Below are 17237 nucleotides of genomic sequence, written 5' to 3' on the forward strand. Positions count from 1 at the left end.
CCACCGCCCCACCACCGCCGATGGCCCCTCCGCCATCGTCCACCGAAGGCTGAGCCAGAGCAGCAGCACACCTCGCGGGCCAGAACCGTGCGCGGCACCCCGAAATGATCACGTTCAGCACGAGATCTCGTGTCACACCATGCTCGCAATCATGGTGTGACTCGGGTGATCCTGCTGAACGTGATCATTTTGGGCACCACGCGCGGTTCTGGCCTGCGCAGCGGCGGCCTCAGGCCAGGGCCGCGTCCAGAGTGATGGTGGTGCCGGTCAGCGCCTTGCTCACCGGGCAGTTGGCCTTCGCGTCCTCGGCCGCGGCAACGAAGTCCTCGGTCGACATGCCCGGGACGACGCCGCGGACGGTGATCTTGACGCCGGTGATGCCCTCGCCCGGCTGGAACGTCACGTCGGCGGAAGTGTCCAGCGAGGTCGGCGGGGTGCCGGCCTTGGCCAGGCCGTTCGAGAACGCCATCGAGAAGCAGGACGAGTGCGCGGCCGCGATCAGCTCCTCCGGCGAGGTCATCCCGTTGGGCGCCTCCGTGCGGGCCGGCCAGCTGACGTCGTAGGTGCCGAGGCCCGACGACTTGAGCGTGACTCGTCCGGCGCCTTCGAACAGCGAGCCCTCCCAGTGCGTGGTGGCGGTGCGGGTCGTAGCCATTGAGTTGTCCTCTCGTGTGCGAAACGTTTCCAAGACCGCATCTATCCTCTCGCGCGCGATCCGGCGCGGTCGGGCCACCCCGCCGTGGTCACCTCGTGGACGCATGCGTCCATCACCGAGCGTCGGTTGATCGCCCCGGCCGGCGACCGGACCAACGGGTGAGCTGCCGTCGCTGGCTGTCCCGCCCGCACCGGCGCGGCTCGACTCAGCACGACTCGGGTGCGGCGATGGTGACGGGCGGCCCACCGCGCCACGAGGATTTCCCGCGCACACCATGCCTGCGATCATGGTGCGACACGAGATTTCGTGCTGAACGTGATCATTCGGAGCAGGTCGTAGGCTCTGGTGGGTGGATCAGTTTGTCGCGGACGAGCTGGAGCTGCTCGACGCCGCGCGGCGAGGTGACCAGGCGGCGTTCGAGCGGCTGGTCGCGGCGTATCGGCGCGAGCTGACCGCGCACTGCTACCGGATGCTCGGCTCGTTCCACGACGCCGAGGACGCGGTGCAGGAGTCGCTGCTGAGCGTGTGGCGGGCGATACCGCGGTTCGAGGGGCGCAGCTCGCTGCGCACGTGGCTGTACCGCATCTGCACCAACGCCTGCCTGCGCCTCGACACCAAACGGCCCAAGCGGCTGCGCTCGCCCGACCACGGCCCGCCCCGCCACGACACCGCCGACCTGGGCGAGCCGGTCCTGGGGCCGGTCTGGCTCGAGCCGTGGCCCGACGACATCGCCTCCGACGAGGCCGGACCGGCGGCCAGCTACGAGCGGCGCGAGAGCGTGGAGCTGGCATTCGTCGCGGCGCTGCAGCACCTGCCCGCCTTCCAGCGTGCCGTGCTGATCCTGCGCGAGGTGCTGGAGTACTCCGCGGCCGACGTCGCGGCGCTGCTGGACACCACGCCGGCCGCGGTCAACAGCGCACTACAGCGGGCCCGCAAGGGAGCCGCCGACCGGATGCCGGCGCGCAGCCAGCAGGCCGAGCTGGCAACGCTCGGGCCGGGCGGCCAGCGCGATTTGGTCGACGCGTTGGTGACCGCCTGGGAGCGGGCCGACGTCGACGCCGTCGTCGCGCTGCTCGCCGACGACGTCCGGTTCACCATGCCGCCGCTGCCGGCCTGGTTCGACGGCCGCGACGACGTCACCCGGTTCCTGGCCGAGCGGGTGTTCGCCATCGCCTGGCGCCTGGTCCCGATCGCCGTCGCCAAGGCGCCCGCCACCGTCGGCACCAAACCCGCCGCTCCCGGCGAGCAGCCCGGCACCGTCAACGGGCAGCCGGCCCTCGCCAGTTATCAGCAGCAGCCCGACGGGCGTTTCCTCATCGGCGCGATCCTCGTGCTGAGCGTCCGCGACGGCCGGATCACCGAGCTCGCCAGCTTCCTGGACCCCGAGCTGTACCCCCGGTTCGGCCTGCCGCACGAACTCCCCGCCGAGAAATCCGGACGCGAGCGATGAATCCGCCGGGCCGGCTGTCTCTGATCTGATGACGCGTGCGATCCGCGCACGCCGCGACCGGAGGAGACACCGATGCGCACTCTCGTCGTCACCAACATCGTCACACCTGACGGGCGATACGCCGGACCCGGCGACGACATCATGGTCATGCCGTTCGACGAGACCTTCGACGACTACAACGCCGAGCGGCTGCAGGCCGCGGACACCGTGCTGCTCGGCCGCCGCTCGTTCGAGGGCTTCAAGGGCTTCTGGCCACAGATCGCCGACGACGACACCGTGCGGCCGGTCGAGCGGGAGATCTCGCGCCAGATGACGGCGACGGAGAAGGTCGTGGTCTCCGACACGCTGACGCCGGAGCACACGGCGCCGTGGACCAACACCCGCATCGTCCGGCGCGCGGACGCCCACGCCCAGGTGAAGCAGCTCAAGAGCGGCGACGGCGGCGAGATCCTCGTCTTCGGCAGCCACCTGCTGTGGAACGACCTGCTCGCCGCCGGCCTGGTCGACGAGCTGCACCTGCTGGTCGGCTCCGCCCTGCTCGGTGCCGGTGTCCCGGTGTTCGAGGGCCAGCCGCGCGCCGCGCTGCGGCTGCTGGAGGCGCGGCGGCTGGGCGCCTCGCAGCTCGCGCTGCTGCGCTACGACGCACGTCACGCCGACTGAGCGCGACGCCCGGCCGAAGAACCACTTTGCACGAGACCACCCGGCACGACGACTATGGAGGGCGTGACCACGCGCCTGGACAACTTCTACGACGCCGTCGGCGGGCACGAGACGTTCGCGCGCCTCGTGCACCGCTTCTACGAGGGCGTCGCCGACGACCCCCTGCTCCGCCCGATGTATCCCGAGGATGACCTCGGGCCGGCCGAGCAACGCCTGCTCATGTTCCTGGAGCAGTACTGGGGCGGTCCGACCACGTACTCCGATCAGCGCGGCCACCCACGGCTGCGGATGCGCCACACGCCGTTCGCGGTCAACCCGGCCGCCCGCGACCGCTGGCTGCACCACATGAAGGTCGCCGTCGACGAGCTCGACCTGCCGCCGGTCTACCGGGCCACTCTCTGGGATTACCTGGAACGCGCGGCATACTCCATGGTCAATACCTTCGAGTAAGGTCTACGGACCCGCCCGGAAAGGGTCCCGTTGCTCGGAAACGCCCGCCTCGTGCGCCGGCGTGCCGCTCGGCACGTCGGCGTCCTGCTGACGGCCACGCTCACCGCGCTCGTCACCGCGGTGCTTCTGGTGTCGGCGACTGTGCTGGCGCCCGGCGTCGCGCAGAGCGCCCTTGAGCGCACGCTCGCCGGCGCCGACACCGACGAGAGCGAGCTGACCGCGTCCACCGGCATGGACGAGGAGTGGCTCGGCCTGGACGAACGGGTGCGCGCGGTCGCGACGGAGTCCGGCGTCGTCGCCTCGGTCGTCGCCTCTGCCGCCAGCGCCGCGTACTCCGCGCCCGGCATGCCCGACGACCACCGGCTCGCGGTCTCCTACGTCGAGGGCGCCGACACCCGGGCGGAGCTGACCGACGGACGGTGGCCGGCCGACGGCGCGCCGGTGGTCGAGGCGGCGGTGCACCGCGCCGCACTGGACACGCTGCGCATCGCGGTCGGCGACATCCTGGAGCTGCACCCTCTCACCGGTGACGACACCCCCGTCCCGGTGACGGTGGTCGGCGCGTACGTCCCGGCCGATGCCGCCGATCCGGTGTGGCGCGGTTACGGCGCGGGGGTCCGGCCGGCGCCGAGCGGCGGGTTCACCGTCGTCGGCCCCGTCCTGGCCGAGCGCGACGACTTCGCCGGCCGGCTCGCCCCCGACACCGCCTCCGCGGCCTGGCAGCTGGCCCTGGACCGCGACGCCGTCACCCTCGACACCGCCGTCGACGCCGCAGCGGCCGTGCGGGAGCTGCGCGGCCGGCTGTCCGACCTGCGCGCGACCGAGGCCGGCCAGCAGGTGTCCGTCGACGGCGCGGTCGCCGAGCTGGTCGAGCGAGCCCGCGACGCCGCCGCGGCCACCCGGGCGTTGCTGCTGGTCGTCGTGGTCATGCTGGCCGTGCTCAGTGGCTGGGCGCTGCTGTTCACCGCCCGGCTGGTGGCCGGTCGCCGGGCACCAGCCAGCGCGCTGCTGCGGGCCCGCGGTGCCCGGACCGGCCCGATGCTGCGTTGGTCGGCGACGGGCGTGCTCGTCCCGGCGGCCCTGGTGGCGCTCGCCGCTCCCCCGCTGGCGCGGCTGGTCCTGCGGCCGCTGCGGGAGGAGGTCGAAGGCACCCCGACGGCCGCGGCCGGCTGGATCGTGGCGGCAGCCGTCGCCGCCGGCTGGCTGGTGCTCATGGTCGCCGTCGACCTGCGGTCGGGCCGGTCGGTCAGCGGGGTGGCGGCCGAGACAGCCCGGCCACGGCGCGCGGCGGCGCAGCGGGCCGGACTGGACCTGGCGCTGCTGGTCCTGGGCATGATCGCCCTGCAACAGCTGCGCCGGCCGCCCGGCGAGGCCGGCGAGGTCGTGGTGACGGTCGCGCCGGCCCTGGTGGTCGTGGCAGGCACCGTCGTGCTGATCAGGGCGCTGCCGTGGGTGGCTCGCGCCGTTGCCTCCCTGACCACGGCCCGGCCCGGCATCGCGGCCATGCTCGGCGCCCAGGAGACCGCCCGGCGCACCGCCCGGCACGTCGCGGCCGGCGTCCTCGTCGTCCTCGCCATCACCGTGTCGGTGTTCTCCGCGACCACGCAGTCCACCTGGGCGGCGTTCCGCGGCGACGCCGTCGACCTCGCCGAGCCGGCCGACGTGCGGGTCGTGGTCGACACCGCCGTGCCGGCCGCCGGCTCGCAGGACGAGACGCGGGACGAGCTGCTCGGACTGCCCGGAGTCGAGGCGGCGATGCCGGTCGTGCGCGGCGGCTACCGCGACGGCGAGCTCACCGTCGACGTCGTCGGTGTCGATCTCGAGGCGGCACCGTCCGTGGTGCGCTGGGGCGAGACCGACCGCCTGTCCGCCCTCCACGGCGAGGCCCGCGGCGCCCTGCCGGTCCTGGTCACGAGCGGTTTCGCCGAGGCTCTCGGGCTAAGCAGCGGCGACGAGGCCACGCTCGACCTCGGCGGCGGACAGCCGGTGCCGGTGCTCGTCGCCGGCCTCGTCGACACCGTACCCGGGTCGACCCGGGCCGCCGCCGTCCTCGCCGACGCCGAAGCGCTGTCCACCCGGCTCGGGCTGCCCGCCGGCGCCGAGTGGTGGCTGTCCACCGTCGACGACGGCGCCGCCGCGGCCACCGCGGCACGTGAGCTGACCGCAGTCGACGACGTCACCACGCACGCGCAGGCTCTCGCGGACGCCGAGGACGACCCGTCGTCGGCGGGCATCATGACCGGGCTGACCGCTGGACTCGCGTTCACCGCGGTGTTCGTGGTCATCGGCGTCGTGGTGCACTCGGTGACGTCGTTCCAGTCACGCTCCGCCGAGTACGCCCTGCTGAGGGCCATCGGGCTGGGACGCCGCAGCGTCGCCGGCTCGGTCACCGTCGAGCACACCGTGCTGCTGGGCTTCGCCACGCTGGCCGGGCTCGGACTCGGGCTCGTGGTCGCCTGGCTGGTGGTGCCGCACGCCGTCGCCGGCCTCACCGGGCTCCCGGAGGTGCCGCCGCTGCGGCTGTCGGTCCCGTGGCCGGTCGTCGCGCTGCTGGGTTGCGCCATCGTCGTGCTCGCCGCGGTGCTCGTCGCCGTCCAGATCGCGCTGACCCGGCATATCGACGCCGCCGCCGTGCTGAGGGAGGGGACGTGAGCGTCTGGCTGCTGGTGCGCCGCGCGCTGACCACCCACCGGGGCGCGGCGGTGCTGCTCGCCGTCGTCGTGGGCGTCGGGGCGTTCCTCGGCGCCGCCGCGCCGCGCTGGGTCGGCGAGCGACTCGACGACACCCTGCGCGGCACCGTCACCGCCGCCGGACCGGCCGCACAGCTGTCGGCCAGGGACGCCCGTCAGGTGCAGCCGGCCGACTTCGACCGCGAGCTCAGCCTGCTCGACAGCGGCGCCAGCGCGGATCTGCGCTCGCTGCTGGGCGAAGGGCGCTGGTCCACCAGCACCGGCGCGCGGGGCTTCGTGACGCAGAACGGCGCGCAGGTCGACGACGGCCAGCGCCCGCGGATGGTCAACGTCCGGGCGCCCGACGACCTCGCCGGCCGGGTGCGCGTGGTCGACGGCGAGCTCCCGGCCACCGTCACGTCCGCTCCGGGGCCCGGCGGCGACGCCAGCCTGGTTGACGCGGTGGTGACGGCCGAGGTGGCCGAGGCACTGCGGCTCGAGGTCGGCGACACCCTGGCGTTCGAACGAGCCGGGGCCGCCGACGATCTGGCGCCGGTCGAGCCCGGCGCGGTCCCCGGCCTGCGCGTCACCGGCGTCATCGAGCCGCTCGACCCGGACGACCCGTTGTGGGCCGACGCGCGCACCGCGCTCGTCCCCGACCTCGGCGTGCCCGGTTCGGAGCCGCGCATCACCACCGGGACCGTGCTCACCGACCCCACGCTGGTCGCCACCTGGGCGGCGGCCACCGCGGACAGGTTCGACACCGAGTGGCACGTCCCGCTCGAAGCTGATGCCCTGACCTCGGCGATCCTCGACCGGGTCACGGCCGAGCTGCGCCAGCTCGCAGGCGGCGGCATGTGGTCCAGCGGCCTCATCACCACACTGGAGGCCTACCCGGCGCAGCGGGCGGCGGCCGAGGGCGTCGTCGGGTTCGGCATCGTCTCGTTCGCGGCGCTGTGCGGGGCCCTGGTGCTGCTGTCGTCGCGGCTGCTGGCAGAGCGGCGGGCGGACGAGGTCGCGCTGGCCCGGACCCGGGGCGCCGCCGACGGCCGGCTGGCCCGGCTGCTCGCGCTGGACGCCGCCGTCGTGGCCGTCCCGCCGGCTGTCGTCGGCGCCGCCGCGGCCACCGTCGCCGTCGACGGGCCAGGTGGCTGGGCGGGTCCGGCGCTGGCCGCCGGGCTGGTGCTCGTCGCCGTCGCCGCGGTGCCGGTCATGGCGCTGCGGGCTCGTTCGAACGCCGCGGGCATCGACGCGCGGCCCGACGTCGCCGCCGTCCGTCCGTCGCCGCGCCGGCTGGTGCTGGAGGCCGCGGCGGTCGCGCTGGCCGGGCTCGGCCTATGGCTGGCCGGCACCCGGCAGCCCGGCGCCGGGATCGACCCGGTGGTGTCGCTGGCGCCGATCCTCGTCGCCGGCGCCACCGGCCTGGTCATCTTCCGGGCGCTGCCGCACCTGGTCCGGGCGGTGCTGCCGCCGCTGCGCCGGGCCCGCACGCTCACCCCGTTCCTGGCCCTCGCCCGCACCGCGCGCACCCCGGGCCACGCGGTCCTGCCGGTGATCGCGCTCCTGGTGGCCATCGGCGTGGCCGCGTTCGGCGGCACCGTCCAGGCCAGCGTGGAACGGGCGCGCGAGGTGTCGTCGTGGGAGTCCGTCGGCGCCGACGCACTGATCCGCTCCGACGTCATCCGGGTCGACTCCGGCGTCGTGGAGTCGCTGCCCGGCGCCGACGCCGTCGCCGCCGGGTACCTGTTCACGAACCAGCGGCCGGTCAACCTCGACAACGGCCGCAGCGCCGGCGTGGACGTGCTGGCGGTCGACATCGACGCGTGGCAGGCGGTGACGAGCGGGGCGCCGGAGCTGCCGGCGGCGCTCGCGGCCCTGACCGGGCCGACCGCCTCCGGTGCGCCGGCCGCCCTGATCACCGGCAACATCGACGTCGTCGACGTCGGCGACCAGCTCGAAGTCACCATCGGCGACGCCACGACCACCGTCGAGGTGGCCGAGTCCACCGGCGACGTCCCCGGCACCGACCAGGGCATCGCGCTCGTCGTACCGCTGGACCAGGTGGCCGCCGCGCTGCCGCCCTGGCCCGACGTCATCTACGTGGCCGGCGACGTCGACGACGACCAGGTGGCCGCCGCGCTCGGAGTCGACCCGTCCGAGGTGACGCTGCGCACCGACGTCCTCGCCACCAGCAGCAGCGACGTCGTCCTCGATACGGTGCTGGACGTGTTCCAGGTCGTCACCGCTGCCAGCGCGGTCCTGGCCGCGGCGGCCGCCGTGTTGGCGCTCGCCGTCGGCGACCGCGGGCGGCAGCACGGGCTGTCGATCTTGCGGACGCTGGGCCTGACGGCGCGCCAGTCCGCCGTGCTGACCGCGTCCGACGTGGTGCCGATCTGTGTGCTTGCCGCCGTCGCCGGCATCGGCGTGGGCACCGCGACCGGCCTGGTCACCGCCGGCGCCGTCGACCTGCCCGCGCTGTCCGGCGTGCTGGTGGGCGGCACCGCGACCGTGCCGGACCTGCCGTCCGCGGTGGTGGCCGCCGCGGCGGTCCTGGCGGCCGTGCTGGTCGCCGTGGCCGTCTCCGTCGTCGTCGGGCGGCGGGCCCGGCTCGGCTCCGTCCTGCGAGCGGGAGAACCGACATGACCACAGAACCCAGCATCGTGTGCGACAACCTCGTGCGCATCTACCAGACCGAGGGCGTCGAGGTAGTCGCGCTGCAGGGCCTGGACCTGCTGGTGGAGCCGGGCGACCTGCTGGCCATCGTCGGCGCGTCCGGCTCGGGCAAGTCGACGCTGCTGAACATCCTCTCCGGCAACGACGTGCCGACGGCGGGTCGTGCCAGTGTCGCCGGTTACGACCTGCTCGAGCTGTCCGGACGCCGGCGCGCGGAGTACCGCCGCGACGTCGCCGGGTTCGTCTGGCAGCAGGCGTCGCACGGGCTGATGCCATTCCTGTCCGCGGCGGAGAACGTCGCGTTGCCGCTGCTCATCAGCGGTGTGCCGCGGCGGGAACGGACCGAGCGGGCCGCCGAGCTGCTGACGCTCCTGGACATCGACCACTGCCGCGACCACCGGCCGGCCGAGATGTCCGGCGGTGAGCAGCAGCGCTGTGCCATCGCCGTCGCCGTCGCGAACCGGCCGCAGGTGCTCTTCGCCGACGAGCCCACCGGCGAGCTGGACTCCACCACCGCCGACGAGGTCTTCGCCGCGCTGCGCCGCACCAACGACGAGCTCGGCACCACCATCGTCATCGTCACCCACGACCCCGAGGTGGCCGAGCACGTCGACCGCACCGTCGCCATCCGCGACGGGCGCACCGCCAGCGAGACCCTGCGCCGCACCGAGCTCACGGCCGAGGGACACGAACGCATCGTCGCCGAGGAGTACGCCGTCCTCGACCGTGCCGGCCGGGTCCAACTGCCGCGCGAGTTCGTGTCGACGCTGGGGCTGCGGGACCGGGTGCGGCTGGAGCTGGAACCGGACCACGTCGGGGTCTGGCCCGGCGCCGGCGGGCCGGTCTCGGGCTCTGGTGAGCCCGGCGGCGAGGAGGAGGCCCGATGAGTCCGCTGGTCACCGTCGACGAGGTGGTGCGGACGTTCCGCCGCGGCACCGACACCGTCCGGGCGCTGCGCGGCGTCACCCTGCACGTCGAGGCGGGCGAGCTGGTCGCCCTGGTCGGGCGGTCCGGTTCGGGCAAGACGACGCTGCTCAACCTGATCGGCGGCCTGGACCGGCCGGACGGCGGCGAGGTGGTCGTCGACGGCAACAAGCTCGCCGCCCTTGACGACGCCGGCCTGCTGCGGCTGCGCCGCGAGTGGATCGGCTTCGTGTTCCAGTCGTTCGGGCTGCTGCCCTACCTGTCCGCCCGCGAGAACGTCGGCGTGCCGCTGCGGATGCTCCGGACGGCGTCGGCGGAGCGGGAGGAGCGGGTCGATGAGCTGCTCCGGGCGGTCGCGTTGGACGGGCACGCCGAGCAGCGACCCGCCGAGCTGTCCGGCGGGCAACAGCAGCGGGTGGCGATCGCGCGAGCCCTGGCCGCGAAGCCGGCGCTGCTGCTCGCCGACGAGCCCACCGGCCAGCTGGACTCCGAGACCGGCCGGACGGTGATCGGCCTGCTCCGCGACCTGGTGCACGAGTCCGGTAGCGCCGCCTTGGTGGCCACCCACGACCAGACGCTGGTGTCCTACGCCGACCGCGTCCTCCACCTGCACGACGGCCGCATCACCGTCCCCGAATGATCACGTTCAGCACGAGATCTCGTGTCACACCATGCTCACAAGCCTCGTGATGCACGGGTGATCCTGGTGATGGGCGGCGTCAGCGGCGGCGGACGGTGCCGCGCACGAACGCCGCCTGGCCGACGTGCTGGGCGTCGTCGTTGATCACGCTGACCAGCCGGACGCCGAGGGTCACCGGCGGGTCCCAGCGCTCGTCGACGATCGCGTCGAGGTCGTCGTCGCCGAGCTGGCGGACATAGGCGACGGTGGCTTCGTGCACCGCGTCGTGGTAGCCGGTCAGCAACGCCGGGTCGGACACCGTCACGGCGGCGACGTCCGCGCTGCGCTGCCCGAAGCCGGTGGCGCGCGGCGGGAACGGCAGCCCGAAGCGGTCGACCCACTTCTCCGCGGTCCACACCTGCTCACGGCCGGCCACCTCGGCCACGTGGTCGTCCTGGACGCGGGTCAGGTGCCACACCAGCCAGGCGATGGAGTTGGCGCCGTCGTCGACACGGAACGCCAGCTGCTCCGGCGTCAACCCGTCGACCACGGCGTGCACACTCTCGCGGACTCGTCCGAAACCGTCGACGAGGACCTCAGAGGCTTTCACGTGGGTGCCACTCCTCAGGAATCGGTTGATGGTTGGCGTCCTGCCATGACAACACACTCGCTGCTCGGTTCCTGACCGAGGCCGCGGCCGGACGGGTTCGGCGGCCGCGGTCGCTGCGCGCGTTCCTCGCGGCTGGATTCGCCCCCATCGGAAGCGAGGTGCTCATCCGGCCGGCGCGGCGGGCCCGACCGCGTGCTTCGCGGTTGGTCGGCGGCCTGCCTTAGTGTGGTGTTCCGTGACTCAGGCTTCCCGTGACTGGTGGAGAGACGCGATCATCTACCAGGTCTACATCCGGTCCTTCGCAGACGGCAACGGCGACGGCGAGGGTGACATCGCCGGCCTCCGCGACCGGCTTCCCTACCTCCGCGACCTCGGTGTCGAGGCGCTGTGGATCAACCCGTGGTACCCGTCGCCGCTCAACGACGGCGGCTACGACGTCGCCGACTTCCGCGACATCGACCCGCGGTTCGGCGACCTCGCGCAGGCGAAGTCGCTGCTGGACGAGGCGCACGGGCTCGGCCTGAAGATCCTGCTCGACATCGTGCCCAACCACAGCTCGTCGGATCACGCCTGGTTCAAGGAGGCGCTGGCCGCCGGACCCGGCTCGCCGGAGCGGGCGCGCTACATCTTCCGCGACGGCGTCGGCCCGGACGGCAGCGAGCCGCCGAACAACTGGCGCAGCGTCTTCGGCGGGCCGGCGTGGGAGCGGGTCACCGAGCCCGACGGCACCCCCGGGCAGTGGTACTTCCACATCTTCGACGTGTCGCAGCCGGACTTCGACTGGGAGAACCCTGAGGTCAGGGCGGAGTTCCTCGACATCCTGCGGTTCTGGTTCGACTTGGGCGTCGACGGGTTCCGCATCGACGTCGCGCACGGCATGGTCAAGAACATGGCCGGGCCGGACCTGCCCTATGAGGACTCGGGCCTGCTCGATCGGCCGAGCATCGCCGACCACCCGTTCTTCGACCGCGACGGCGTCCACGACATCTACCGCGGCTGGCGCGAGGTCGCCGACTCCTACGACCCGCCGAAGCTCTACGTCGCCGAGGCATGGGTCGAGCCGGCCGAGCGGCTGGCCCGGTACCTGCGCGACGACGAGCTGCACAGCGCGTTCAACTTCGAGTACCTGAAGTCCGCGTGGTCCGCCGCCGACCTGCGCCGATCGATCGACAGCTCGATCACCGTGCTCGCCTCGGTCGGCGCGCCCGCGACCTGGGTGCTGGAGAACCACGACGTCGAGCGGGTCGTCACCCGGTACGGCCGCGAGACCACCGGTGCCGGCACCGGCGCCGCGCGCGTCGCCACCGGTCCCGCCGACCTGGAGCTCGGCCTGCACCGGGCCCGCGCGGCCGCCCTGCTCATGCTGGCGCTGCCCGGCGGCGCCTACGTCTACCAGGGCCAGGAGCTGGGGCTGCCGGAGGTGCTCGACCTGCCCGTGGAGTCGCTGCAGGACCCGGTGTGGGAGCGTTCCGGTCACACCGAGCGCGGCCGTGACGGCTGCCGGGTCCCGCTGCCGTGGACCGTCGACGGCCCGTCGTCCGGGTTCGGGTCGGGCGGGTCGTGGCTGCCGCAACCGGCCGGTTGGGGCGCCCTGTCGGTGCAGGCGTCGTCGGCCGACGACGGCTCGATGCTCACGCTGTATCGCACCGCACTGCGGCTGCGCCGCTCCATCCCGTCCGTCGAGCCGCTGAGCTGGGTCGACGCCGGCGCCGATGTCGTGGCGTTCCAGCGCGGCACCGGGTTCGCCTGCGTGGTCAACCTCGGTGCGGCGCCGGTCGCGCTGCCGGCGCATCGGGAAGTGCTGCTTGCCAGCGGGCCGCTCGACGCCGACGGACACCTCCCAACGGACACCGCGGCCTGGCTGGCACTCTGATCATTCTGACCCGCCAGGAGCTCGACGTGAGTGGTCAGAGGGCGAACAGCGCCAGGCCGGTGCGGGCGAGCATGGTGCCGTTGGGTGCGTCGAGGCGCCACCACGCGCCGACGGCGCGCAGGACCACCTCCCCGGCGTCGTCGGGGCCGCCGAGGAAGCCGTAGGACCCGGCGGCGTGGGCGAGCCGGAGCGGCACGCCGGACGCGAGCTCACGGTCCCAGATCTCCGTCGCCAGCCCTTCCAGCGCGGCCCGGCCGGCCCGCAGCGACTTGCCGTCGGCGACGCCGGCCGCGCGCTCACGGAACTCCTCGACGCCGCGGTCGACATCGGCGACGACGTCGACGAGCTTCAGGCGGGCGAGCTCGGTCCACCCGCTGCGTGGCGGCAGACTGCTGGCCCAGCGCAGCGCGGGCAGCGCCGGCGGCAGCTCGAACTCCCCCGCGGTGCCGACCGCACGCGCGGCGAGAGTCCCGGCCTCGACGACGACGTCGAACTCGGCGGGCTCGGCGAGGGCGACGGCCCGCAGGGCGAGCGCGTCGAAGGGCGTCTCGGCGAAGCAGCCGGCGACCGGACCGTACGCGACGATCCGCACGACCGCGTCGGCCTCGAACTTCGCGACCCGGCGGGCGAAGGTGGCGAGATCGGCGGCCGCGCTCGGGTGCGCCGGGACGAACGAGGTCACGGCGCCGGCTCGAGGTAGCGTTCGAGGACCTCGCGCTCGGCCGGGCTGACCGGACGCGGCCGGTCTGCCTTGACGTCGTAGGCGACCAGCACACCGGTGGCCCGCGCGAACAGCATCGAGGTGTCGCTGACCTCGTAGGCGAGGTCGAACGACGACGTGCCGATGCGGGTGATCCACACGTGCACCTGCAGCGGCTCGGTACGGAACGGGACCGGCGCGAGGTAGTCGATGCTCTGGTGGACGACGACCACACCCTCGTGCGGCGCGTTCCCCGTAACCAGCTGCCGGTGCGCGAAGTCGACCCGTGCCTCCTGCAGGTACTCGGCGAACGTCACGTTGTTGACGTGGCCGAACGCGTCGAGGTCGTCGAACCGCACGGAGCACTCGTAAACGTGCTTCATGCGGTCGCCTTCCCCTTGCCCGGCACCGGGCCTTCCGGCTCGAAGAAGGACTCCAGGACCGACCGCTCCTCGGCCATGACGCGGCGGGGGCGGGCGTCGTCGAGGTCGTACGGCACGAGAGTGGTCGAGGCGACCGCGTACACCGTCCGGTCACCGTCGTCGACGTCCAGGATCTCGTAGCCCAGCTCGAACGACGAGTTGCCGACCCGCCGCACCCACGTCTCGACCCGCACCGGCTCACCGCGGAACCGCAGCTGCGCTTGGTAGCTGATCTCGTGACGGGCGACGACGACGCCTTCCGCCAACTGCTCGGCCCCCTGCTTCGGAGCGTGCACGAACAGCATGTCCACACGCGCTTCCTGCAGGTAGCGCAGGTAGACGACGTTGTTGACGTGGCCGTATGCGTCCATGTCCGCCCAGCGCAGGGGGACGAGCGTGACGTGTCTGGGCACCGGAGTGCCCCTCAGTCGCGGCTGAGCTTGCGGTAGGTGACGCGGTGCGGACGCGCGGCCTCGGCGCCGAGCCGCTCGATCTTGTTCTTCTCGTAGCTCTCGAAGTTGCCCTCGAACCAGAACCACTTGGCCGGGTCCTCGTCGTCGCCCTCCCACGCCAGGATGTGGGTGGCGACGCGGTCGAGGAACCACCGGTCGTGCGACGTGATGACGGCGCAGCCGGGGAACTCCAGCAGCGCGTTCTCCAGCGACTGCAGCGTCTCGACGTCGAGGTCGTTCGTCGGCTCGTCCAGCAGGATGAGGTTGCCGCCTTGCTTGAGCGTGAGCGCCAGGTTGAGTCGGTTGCGCTCACCGCCGGACAGCACGCCGGCCGGCTTCTGCTGGTCCGGGCCCTTGAAGCCGAAGGCCGACACGTAGGCCCGGCTGGGCATCTCGACCTGGCCGACCTTGATGTGGTCGAGCTCGTCGGAGACGACCTGCCAGACGTTCTTCTTCGGGTCGATGCCGGCGCGGGACTGGTCGACGTAGGACAGCCGGACGGTGTCGCCGATGCGGAACTCGCCGGAGTCCGGCGACTCCTGCCCGACGATCATCTTGAACAGCGTCGTCTTACCCACGCCATTCGGGCCGATGATGCCGACGATGCCGTTGCGCGGCAGCGAGAACGACAGGTCGCGCATGAGGACGCGGTCGCCGAAGCCCTTCGTGACGCTCTGCGCCTCGACCACCAAGTTGCCCAGGCGGGGACCCGGCGGGATCTGGATCTCCTCGAAGTCCAGCTTGCGGGTCTTCTCCGCCTCCGCGGCCATCTCCTCGTAGCGCTCGAGGCGGGCGCGCTGCTTGGTCTGGCGGCCCTTCGCGTTGGACCGGACCCAGTCCAGCTCCTCGCGCAGCCGGCGCTGCCGCTTGGCGTCCTTCTGCCCCTCGACCTTGAGGCGGGCCTGCTTGGTCTCGAGGTACGTGGTGTAGTTGCCCTCGTAGCCGTGGACGCGGCCGCGGTCGACCTCGGCGATCCACTGGGCGACGTGGTCGAGGAAGTAGCGGTCGTGGGTAACGGCGATGACGGCGCCGGGGTACTTCTCGAGGTGCTGCTCCAGCCACTGCACGCTCTCGGCGTCCAGGTGGTTGGTCGGCTCGTCCAGGAGCAACAGGTCGGGCTGCTGCAGCAACAGCCGGCACAGCGCAACCCGGCGCCGCTCACCACCGGACAGCACCTTGACCTCGGCGTCCGGCGGCGGGCAGCGCAGCGCGTCCATGGCCTGCTCGAGCTGGGAGTCCAGCTCCCACGCGTTGCGATGGTCGAGCTGCTCCTGCAGCTTGCCCATCTCCTCGAGGAGCTCGTCGGAGTAGTCGACCGCCATCTTCTCGGCGATCTCGTTGAACCGCTCGAGCATCTCGATGGTCTCGGCGACGCCCTCCTGGACGTTGCCCAGGACCGTCTTGTCCTCGTTGAGCGTCGGCTCCTGCGCCAGGAAGCCCACCGTGGCGCCGGGCGCGAGCTGAGCATCGCCGTTCGATGGCTGGTCGAGCCCAGCCATGATCTTCAGGATGCTCGACTTACCGGCACCGTTCGGCCCGACGACACCGATCTTCGCTCCGGGGAGGAAGTACAGAGTGACGTCGTCAAGGATGACCTTGTCGCCGTGCGCCTTGCGCGCCTTACGCATGGAGTAAATGAAGTCCGCCATAACGTCTCCAAGCCTACGGCCTCAGCACCCATGCCGACGACCACCTACCCTGCACGGGCCGACGTCGTGCTGTTGTGGCACCGGTGTTGTGGCACCGGCCCCTTGATCACGTTCCCTCGCGGACGCTGAGGACCGTGAGGGAACGTGATCAAGGGACGGGACGGGACTGGGTCAGCCGGTGACGCCGCTGGGCTGCTTGGCCCGCGTGGACGATCCGGCGCGCGTGGTGCGGGTCGTCCGGGGCGCGCGAGCCGGCCGCGGCGGTTCGGCCGCGGCTGCACTGGGCGTGTCGCCGAGTGCGGGTCGGTCGCCGCCGGCCGCCGTGCTCGGCACCAGCCCGTCGCCGCCCGGCCGACCGCCGCCCAGCCGATCGCCGCCCGGCCCATCGCCGCCCAGCCGATCGCCGCCCGGCTCATCATCGGCGCGCTCATCAGCGCCGCGCTCATCGCCGCCGGGCTCGTCCTGGGCGGCACGGCTGGCGCGGCGACCGGACCCGTGACCGTTACCGGACCCCGAATGGAACTCCGCTCCACCACGGGTAGGCTCGCCCGGCGAGCTGCCGTCACCAGCCCGGCCGAGCCCCGCGCCGTCGTTGCCCGGCGCAGCGAACCGTGCACGGGCTCCGTCGAGCCCGGCCAGGTCACCACCGAGCGCACCACCATCGGCACGTGACCGGGCTACTCCGGCACGGTCGCCGTCGAGCTCCGGGCCGTCGGAGCCGCGTCCGCGAATCGCACGACCGGCACCACCCGCCAGAACGGGTCCAGCGGCGTCGTCGGCGGGCTGGGAATCGCCGCTCGGGCCGCCGGCGCCAGGACCGTGGCCGGGACGCTCGTCGGCGCCGCGGAGCTGGCTGACCGTGAAGACCTCGCCGGTGGAGGGGTCGACGATGACGTCCTGGGCGGCGTTGGCGCGCTGCTGGGAGCGGATGAGGTCGAGCGGGTCCTCGTCGTCCTCGACTGTGACCTGGCGCCGGCTGCGGGTGAACACGGCCGTTCCGCGCATGAGGTCGTACCCGACGGACCAGGCGTCGATCTCGGCGTCGGTGCGGGTGTGGCCCTGGCTGTCGGTCCAGTCCTTCAGTTTCAGCCGCCCCTGCACGACGACGGGTTCGCCCTTGCGGAGGCAGTCGCGGACGTTCTCGGCCAGGGATCGCCAGCAGACGACCCGGTAGAAGGCCGGGTCGTCGTCGACCCAGCGGCCGGTGCGACGGTTGTAGAAGCGCCGCTGGCTCGCCAACCGGAAGCTGGTCAGCGCGCCGCCAGGCGTGGGTTTGGACTGCACGTCGCTCGCGACGTTGCCGGTGACGGTGACGTTGGTGTCGCTCATGGGTGTCTCCTACGCTCGTTCCCGGTGAGGGTTGACGGGACGACGTTCCCTCGCCGCAGGCGCTCCTGGAAGGCCGGATCCGCGAAATGTGGACAACCTCCG

The 17237-nt window shown here is 72.9% G+C and carries 15 protein-coding genes; 8 read left to right on the forward strand and 7 right to left on the reverse strand.

Translation table 11 applies throughout. The features are described from left to right. Positions 1–229: 229 nt before the first annotated feature. Positions 230–655: an OsmC family protein gene (locus E1269_RS28690; protein ID WP_131901105.1), complete on the reverse strand. Its 426-nt coding sequence runs from the start codon at positions 653–655 to the stop codon at positions 230–232. 349 nt (positions 656–1004) lie between these two features. Between E1269_RS28690 and E1269_RS28695 the strand changes: the two genes are divergently transcribed. From E1269_RS28695 to E1269_RS28725, 7 genes are all read left to right on the forward strand, one after another. After that, positions 1005–2105 (forward strand): sigma-70 family RNA polymerase sigma factor, encoded by a 1101-nt coding sequence (locus tag E1269_RS28695; RefSeq protein WP_203434170.1) that lies wholly within the window; start codon positions 1005–1007, stop codon positions 2103–2105. A 72-nt stretch (positions 2106–2177) separates the two neighbouring features. Then, positions 2178–2765, forward strand: a complete 588-nt coding sequence (locus tag E1269_RS28700) for a dihydrofolate reductase family protein (protein ID WP_131901107.1) — start codon at positions 2178–2180, stop codon at positions 2763–2765. Between the two features lie 63 nt (positions 2766–2828). Further along, on the forward strand, positions 2829–3215 hold the full coding sequence (locus E1269_RS28705) for a globin (protein ID WP_239001064.1): 387 nt from the start codon (positions 2829–2831) through the stop codon (positions 3213–3215). A gap of 30 nt (positions 3216–3245) precedes the next feature. Beyond that, the gene (locus E1269_RS28710) at positions 3246–5867 is read left to right on the forward strand and encodes an FtsX-like permease family protein (RefSeq protein ID WP_131901111.1); all 2622 of its coding nucleotides are present in this window, start codon (positions 3246–3248) and stop codon (positions 5865–5867) included. Beyond that, entirely contained in the window at positions 5864–8527 is a 2664-nt protein-coding gene (locus E1269_RS32580; protein ID WP_162606678.1) for an FtsX-like permease family protein, read from the forward strand. The genes E1269_RS28710 and E1269_RS32580 overlap by 4 nt, the downstream gene beginning before the upstream one ends. Beyond that, positions 8524–9444: an ABC transporter ATP-binding protein gene (locus tag E1269_RS28720; RefSeq protein ID WP_131901113.1), complete on the forward strand. Its 921-nt coding sequence runs from the start codon at positions 8524–8526 to the stop codon at positions 9442–9444. The genes E1269_RS32580 and E1269_RS28720 overlap by 4 nt, the downstream gene beginning before the upstream one ends. Next, positions 9441–10121: an ABC transporter ATP-binding protein gene (locus E1269_RS28725; protein ID WP_131901115.1), complete on the forward strand. Its 681-nt coding sequence runs from the start codon at positions 9441–9443 to the stop codon at positions 10119–10121. Before E1269_RS28720 ends, E1269_RS28725 begins: the two co-directional genes overlap by 4 nt. 79 nt (positions 10122–10200) lie before the next feature. Here E1269_RS28725 and E1269_RS28730 read toward each other — a convergent pair whose 3' ends face one another. Beyond that, positions 10201–10710 carry a mycothiol transferase gene (locus E1269_RS28730; RefSeq protein ID WP_131901117.1) on the reverse strand — a complete coding sequence of 170 codons (510 nt, stop codon included), beginning with the start codon at positions 10708–10710 and terminating at the stop codon, positions 10201–10203. 235 nt (positions 10711–10945) lie between these two features. Between E1269_RS28730 and E1269_RS28740 the strand changes: the two genes are divergently transcribed. Beyond that, the gene (locus E1269_RS28740; RefSeq protein WP_131901121.1) at positions 10946–12583 is read left to right on the forward strand and encodes a glycoside hydrolase family 13 protein; all 1638 of its coding nucleotides are present in this window, start codon (positions 10946–10948) and stop codon (positions 12581–12583) included. 34 nt (positions 12584–12617) lie between these two features. On the opposite strand, the gene E1269_RS28745 is transcribed toward E1269_RS28740, so the two are convergent. From E1269_RS28745 to E1269_RS28765, 5 genes are all read right to left on the reverse strand, one after another. Continuing rightward, positions 12618–13265 (reverse strand): DUF8185 domain-containing protein, encoded by a 648-nt coding sequence (locus tag E1269_RS28745; protein ID WP_131901123.1) that lies wholly within the window; start codon positions 13263–13265, stop codon positions 12618–12620. Continuing rightward, on the reverse strand, positions 13262–13666 hold the full coding sequence (locus E1269_RS28750) for an acyl-CoA thioesterase (protein WP_131901125.1): 405 nt from the start codon (positions 13664–13666) through the stop codon (positions 13262–13264). The genes E1269_RS28745 and E1269_RS28750 overlap by 4 nt, the downstream gene beginning before the upstream one ends. Further along, positions 13663–14118 carry an acyl-CoA thioesterase gene (locus E1269_RS28755; RefSeq protein WP_131901127.1) on the reverse strand — a complete coding sequence of 152 codons (456 nt, stop codon included), beginning with the start codon at positions 14116–14118 and terminating at the stop codon, positions 13663–13665. The genes E1269_RS28750 and E1269_RS28755 overlap by 4 nt, the downstream gene beginning before the upstream one ends. An 11-nt stretch (positions 14119–14129) precedes the next feature. Next, positions 14130–15806 (reverse strand): energy-dependent translational throttle protein EttA, encoded by a 1677-nt coding sequence (gene ettA / locus E1269_RS28760; protein ID WP_131901129.1) that lies wholly within the window; start codon positions 15804–15806, stop codon positions 14130–14132. 171 nt (positions 15807–15977) lie between these two features. Beyond that, positions 15978–17135 (reverse strand): single-stranded DNA-binding protein, encoded by a 1158-nt coding sequence (locus tag E1269_RS28765; RefSeq protein WP_131901131.1) that lies wholly within the window; start codon positions 17133–17135, stop codon positions 15978–15980. Positions 17136–17237 lie beyond the last annotated feature (102 nt).

Origin of the sequence: Jiangella asiatica, from assembly GCF_004349065.1 — a bacterium.
Classification (GTDB): Bacteria; Actinomycetota; Actinomycetes; order Jiangellales; family Jiangellaceae; genus Jiangella; species Jiangella asiatica.

Coding starts and splice junctions, on each gene's coding strand:
- E1269_RS28700 (WP_131901107.1), top strand. CDS start 2,178: ATGCGCACTCTCGTCGTCACCAACATCGTCACACCTGACGGGCGATAC.
- E1269_RS28750 (WP_131901125.1), bottom strand. CDS start 13,666: ATGAAGCACGTTTACGAGTGCTCCGTGCGGTTCGACGACCTCGACGCG.
- E1269_RS28720 (WP_131901113.1), top strand. CDS start 8,524: ATGACCACAGAACCCAGCATCGTGTGCGACAACCTCGTGCGCATCTAC.
- E1269_RS28725 (WP_131901115.1), top strand. CDS start 9,441: ATGAGTCCGCTGGTCACCGTCGACGAGGTGGTGCGGACGTTCCGCCGC.
- E1269_RS28765 (WP_131901131.1), bottom strand. CDS start 17,135: ATGAGCGACACCAACGTCACCGTCACCGGCAACGTCGCGAGCGACGTG.
- E1269_RS28690 (WP_131901105.1), bottom strand. CDS start 655: ATGGCTACGACCCGCACCGCCACCACGCACTGGGAGGGCTCGCTGTTC.
- ettA (WP_131901129.1), bottom strand. CDS start 15,806: ATGGCGGACTTCATTTACTCCATGCGTAAGGCGCGCAAGGCGCACGGC.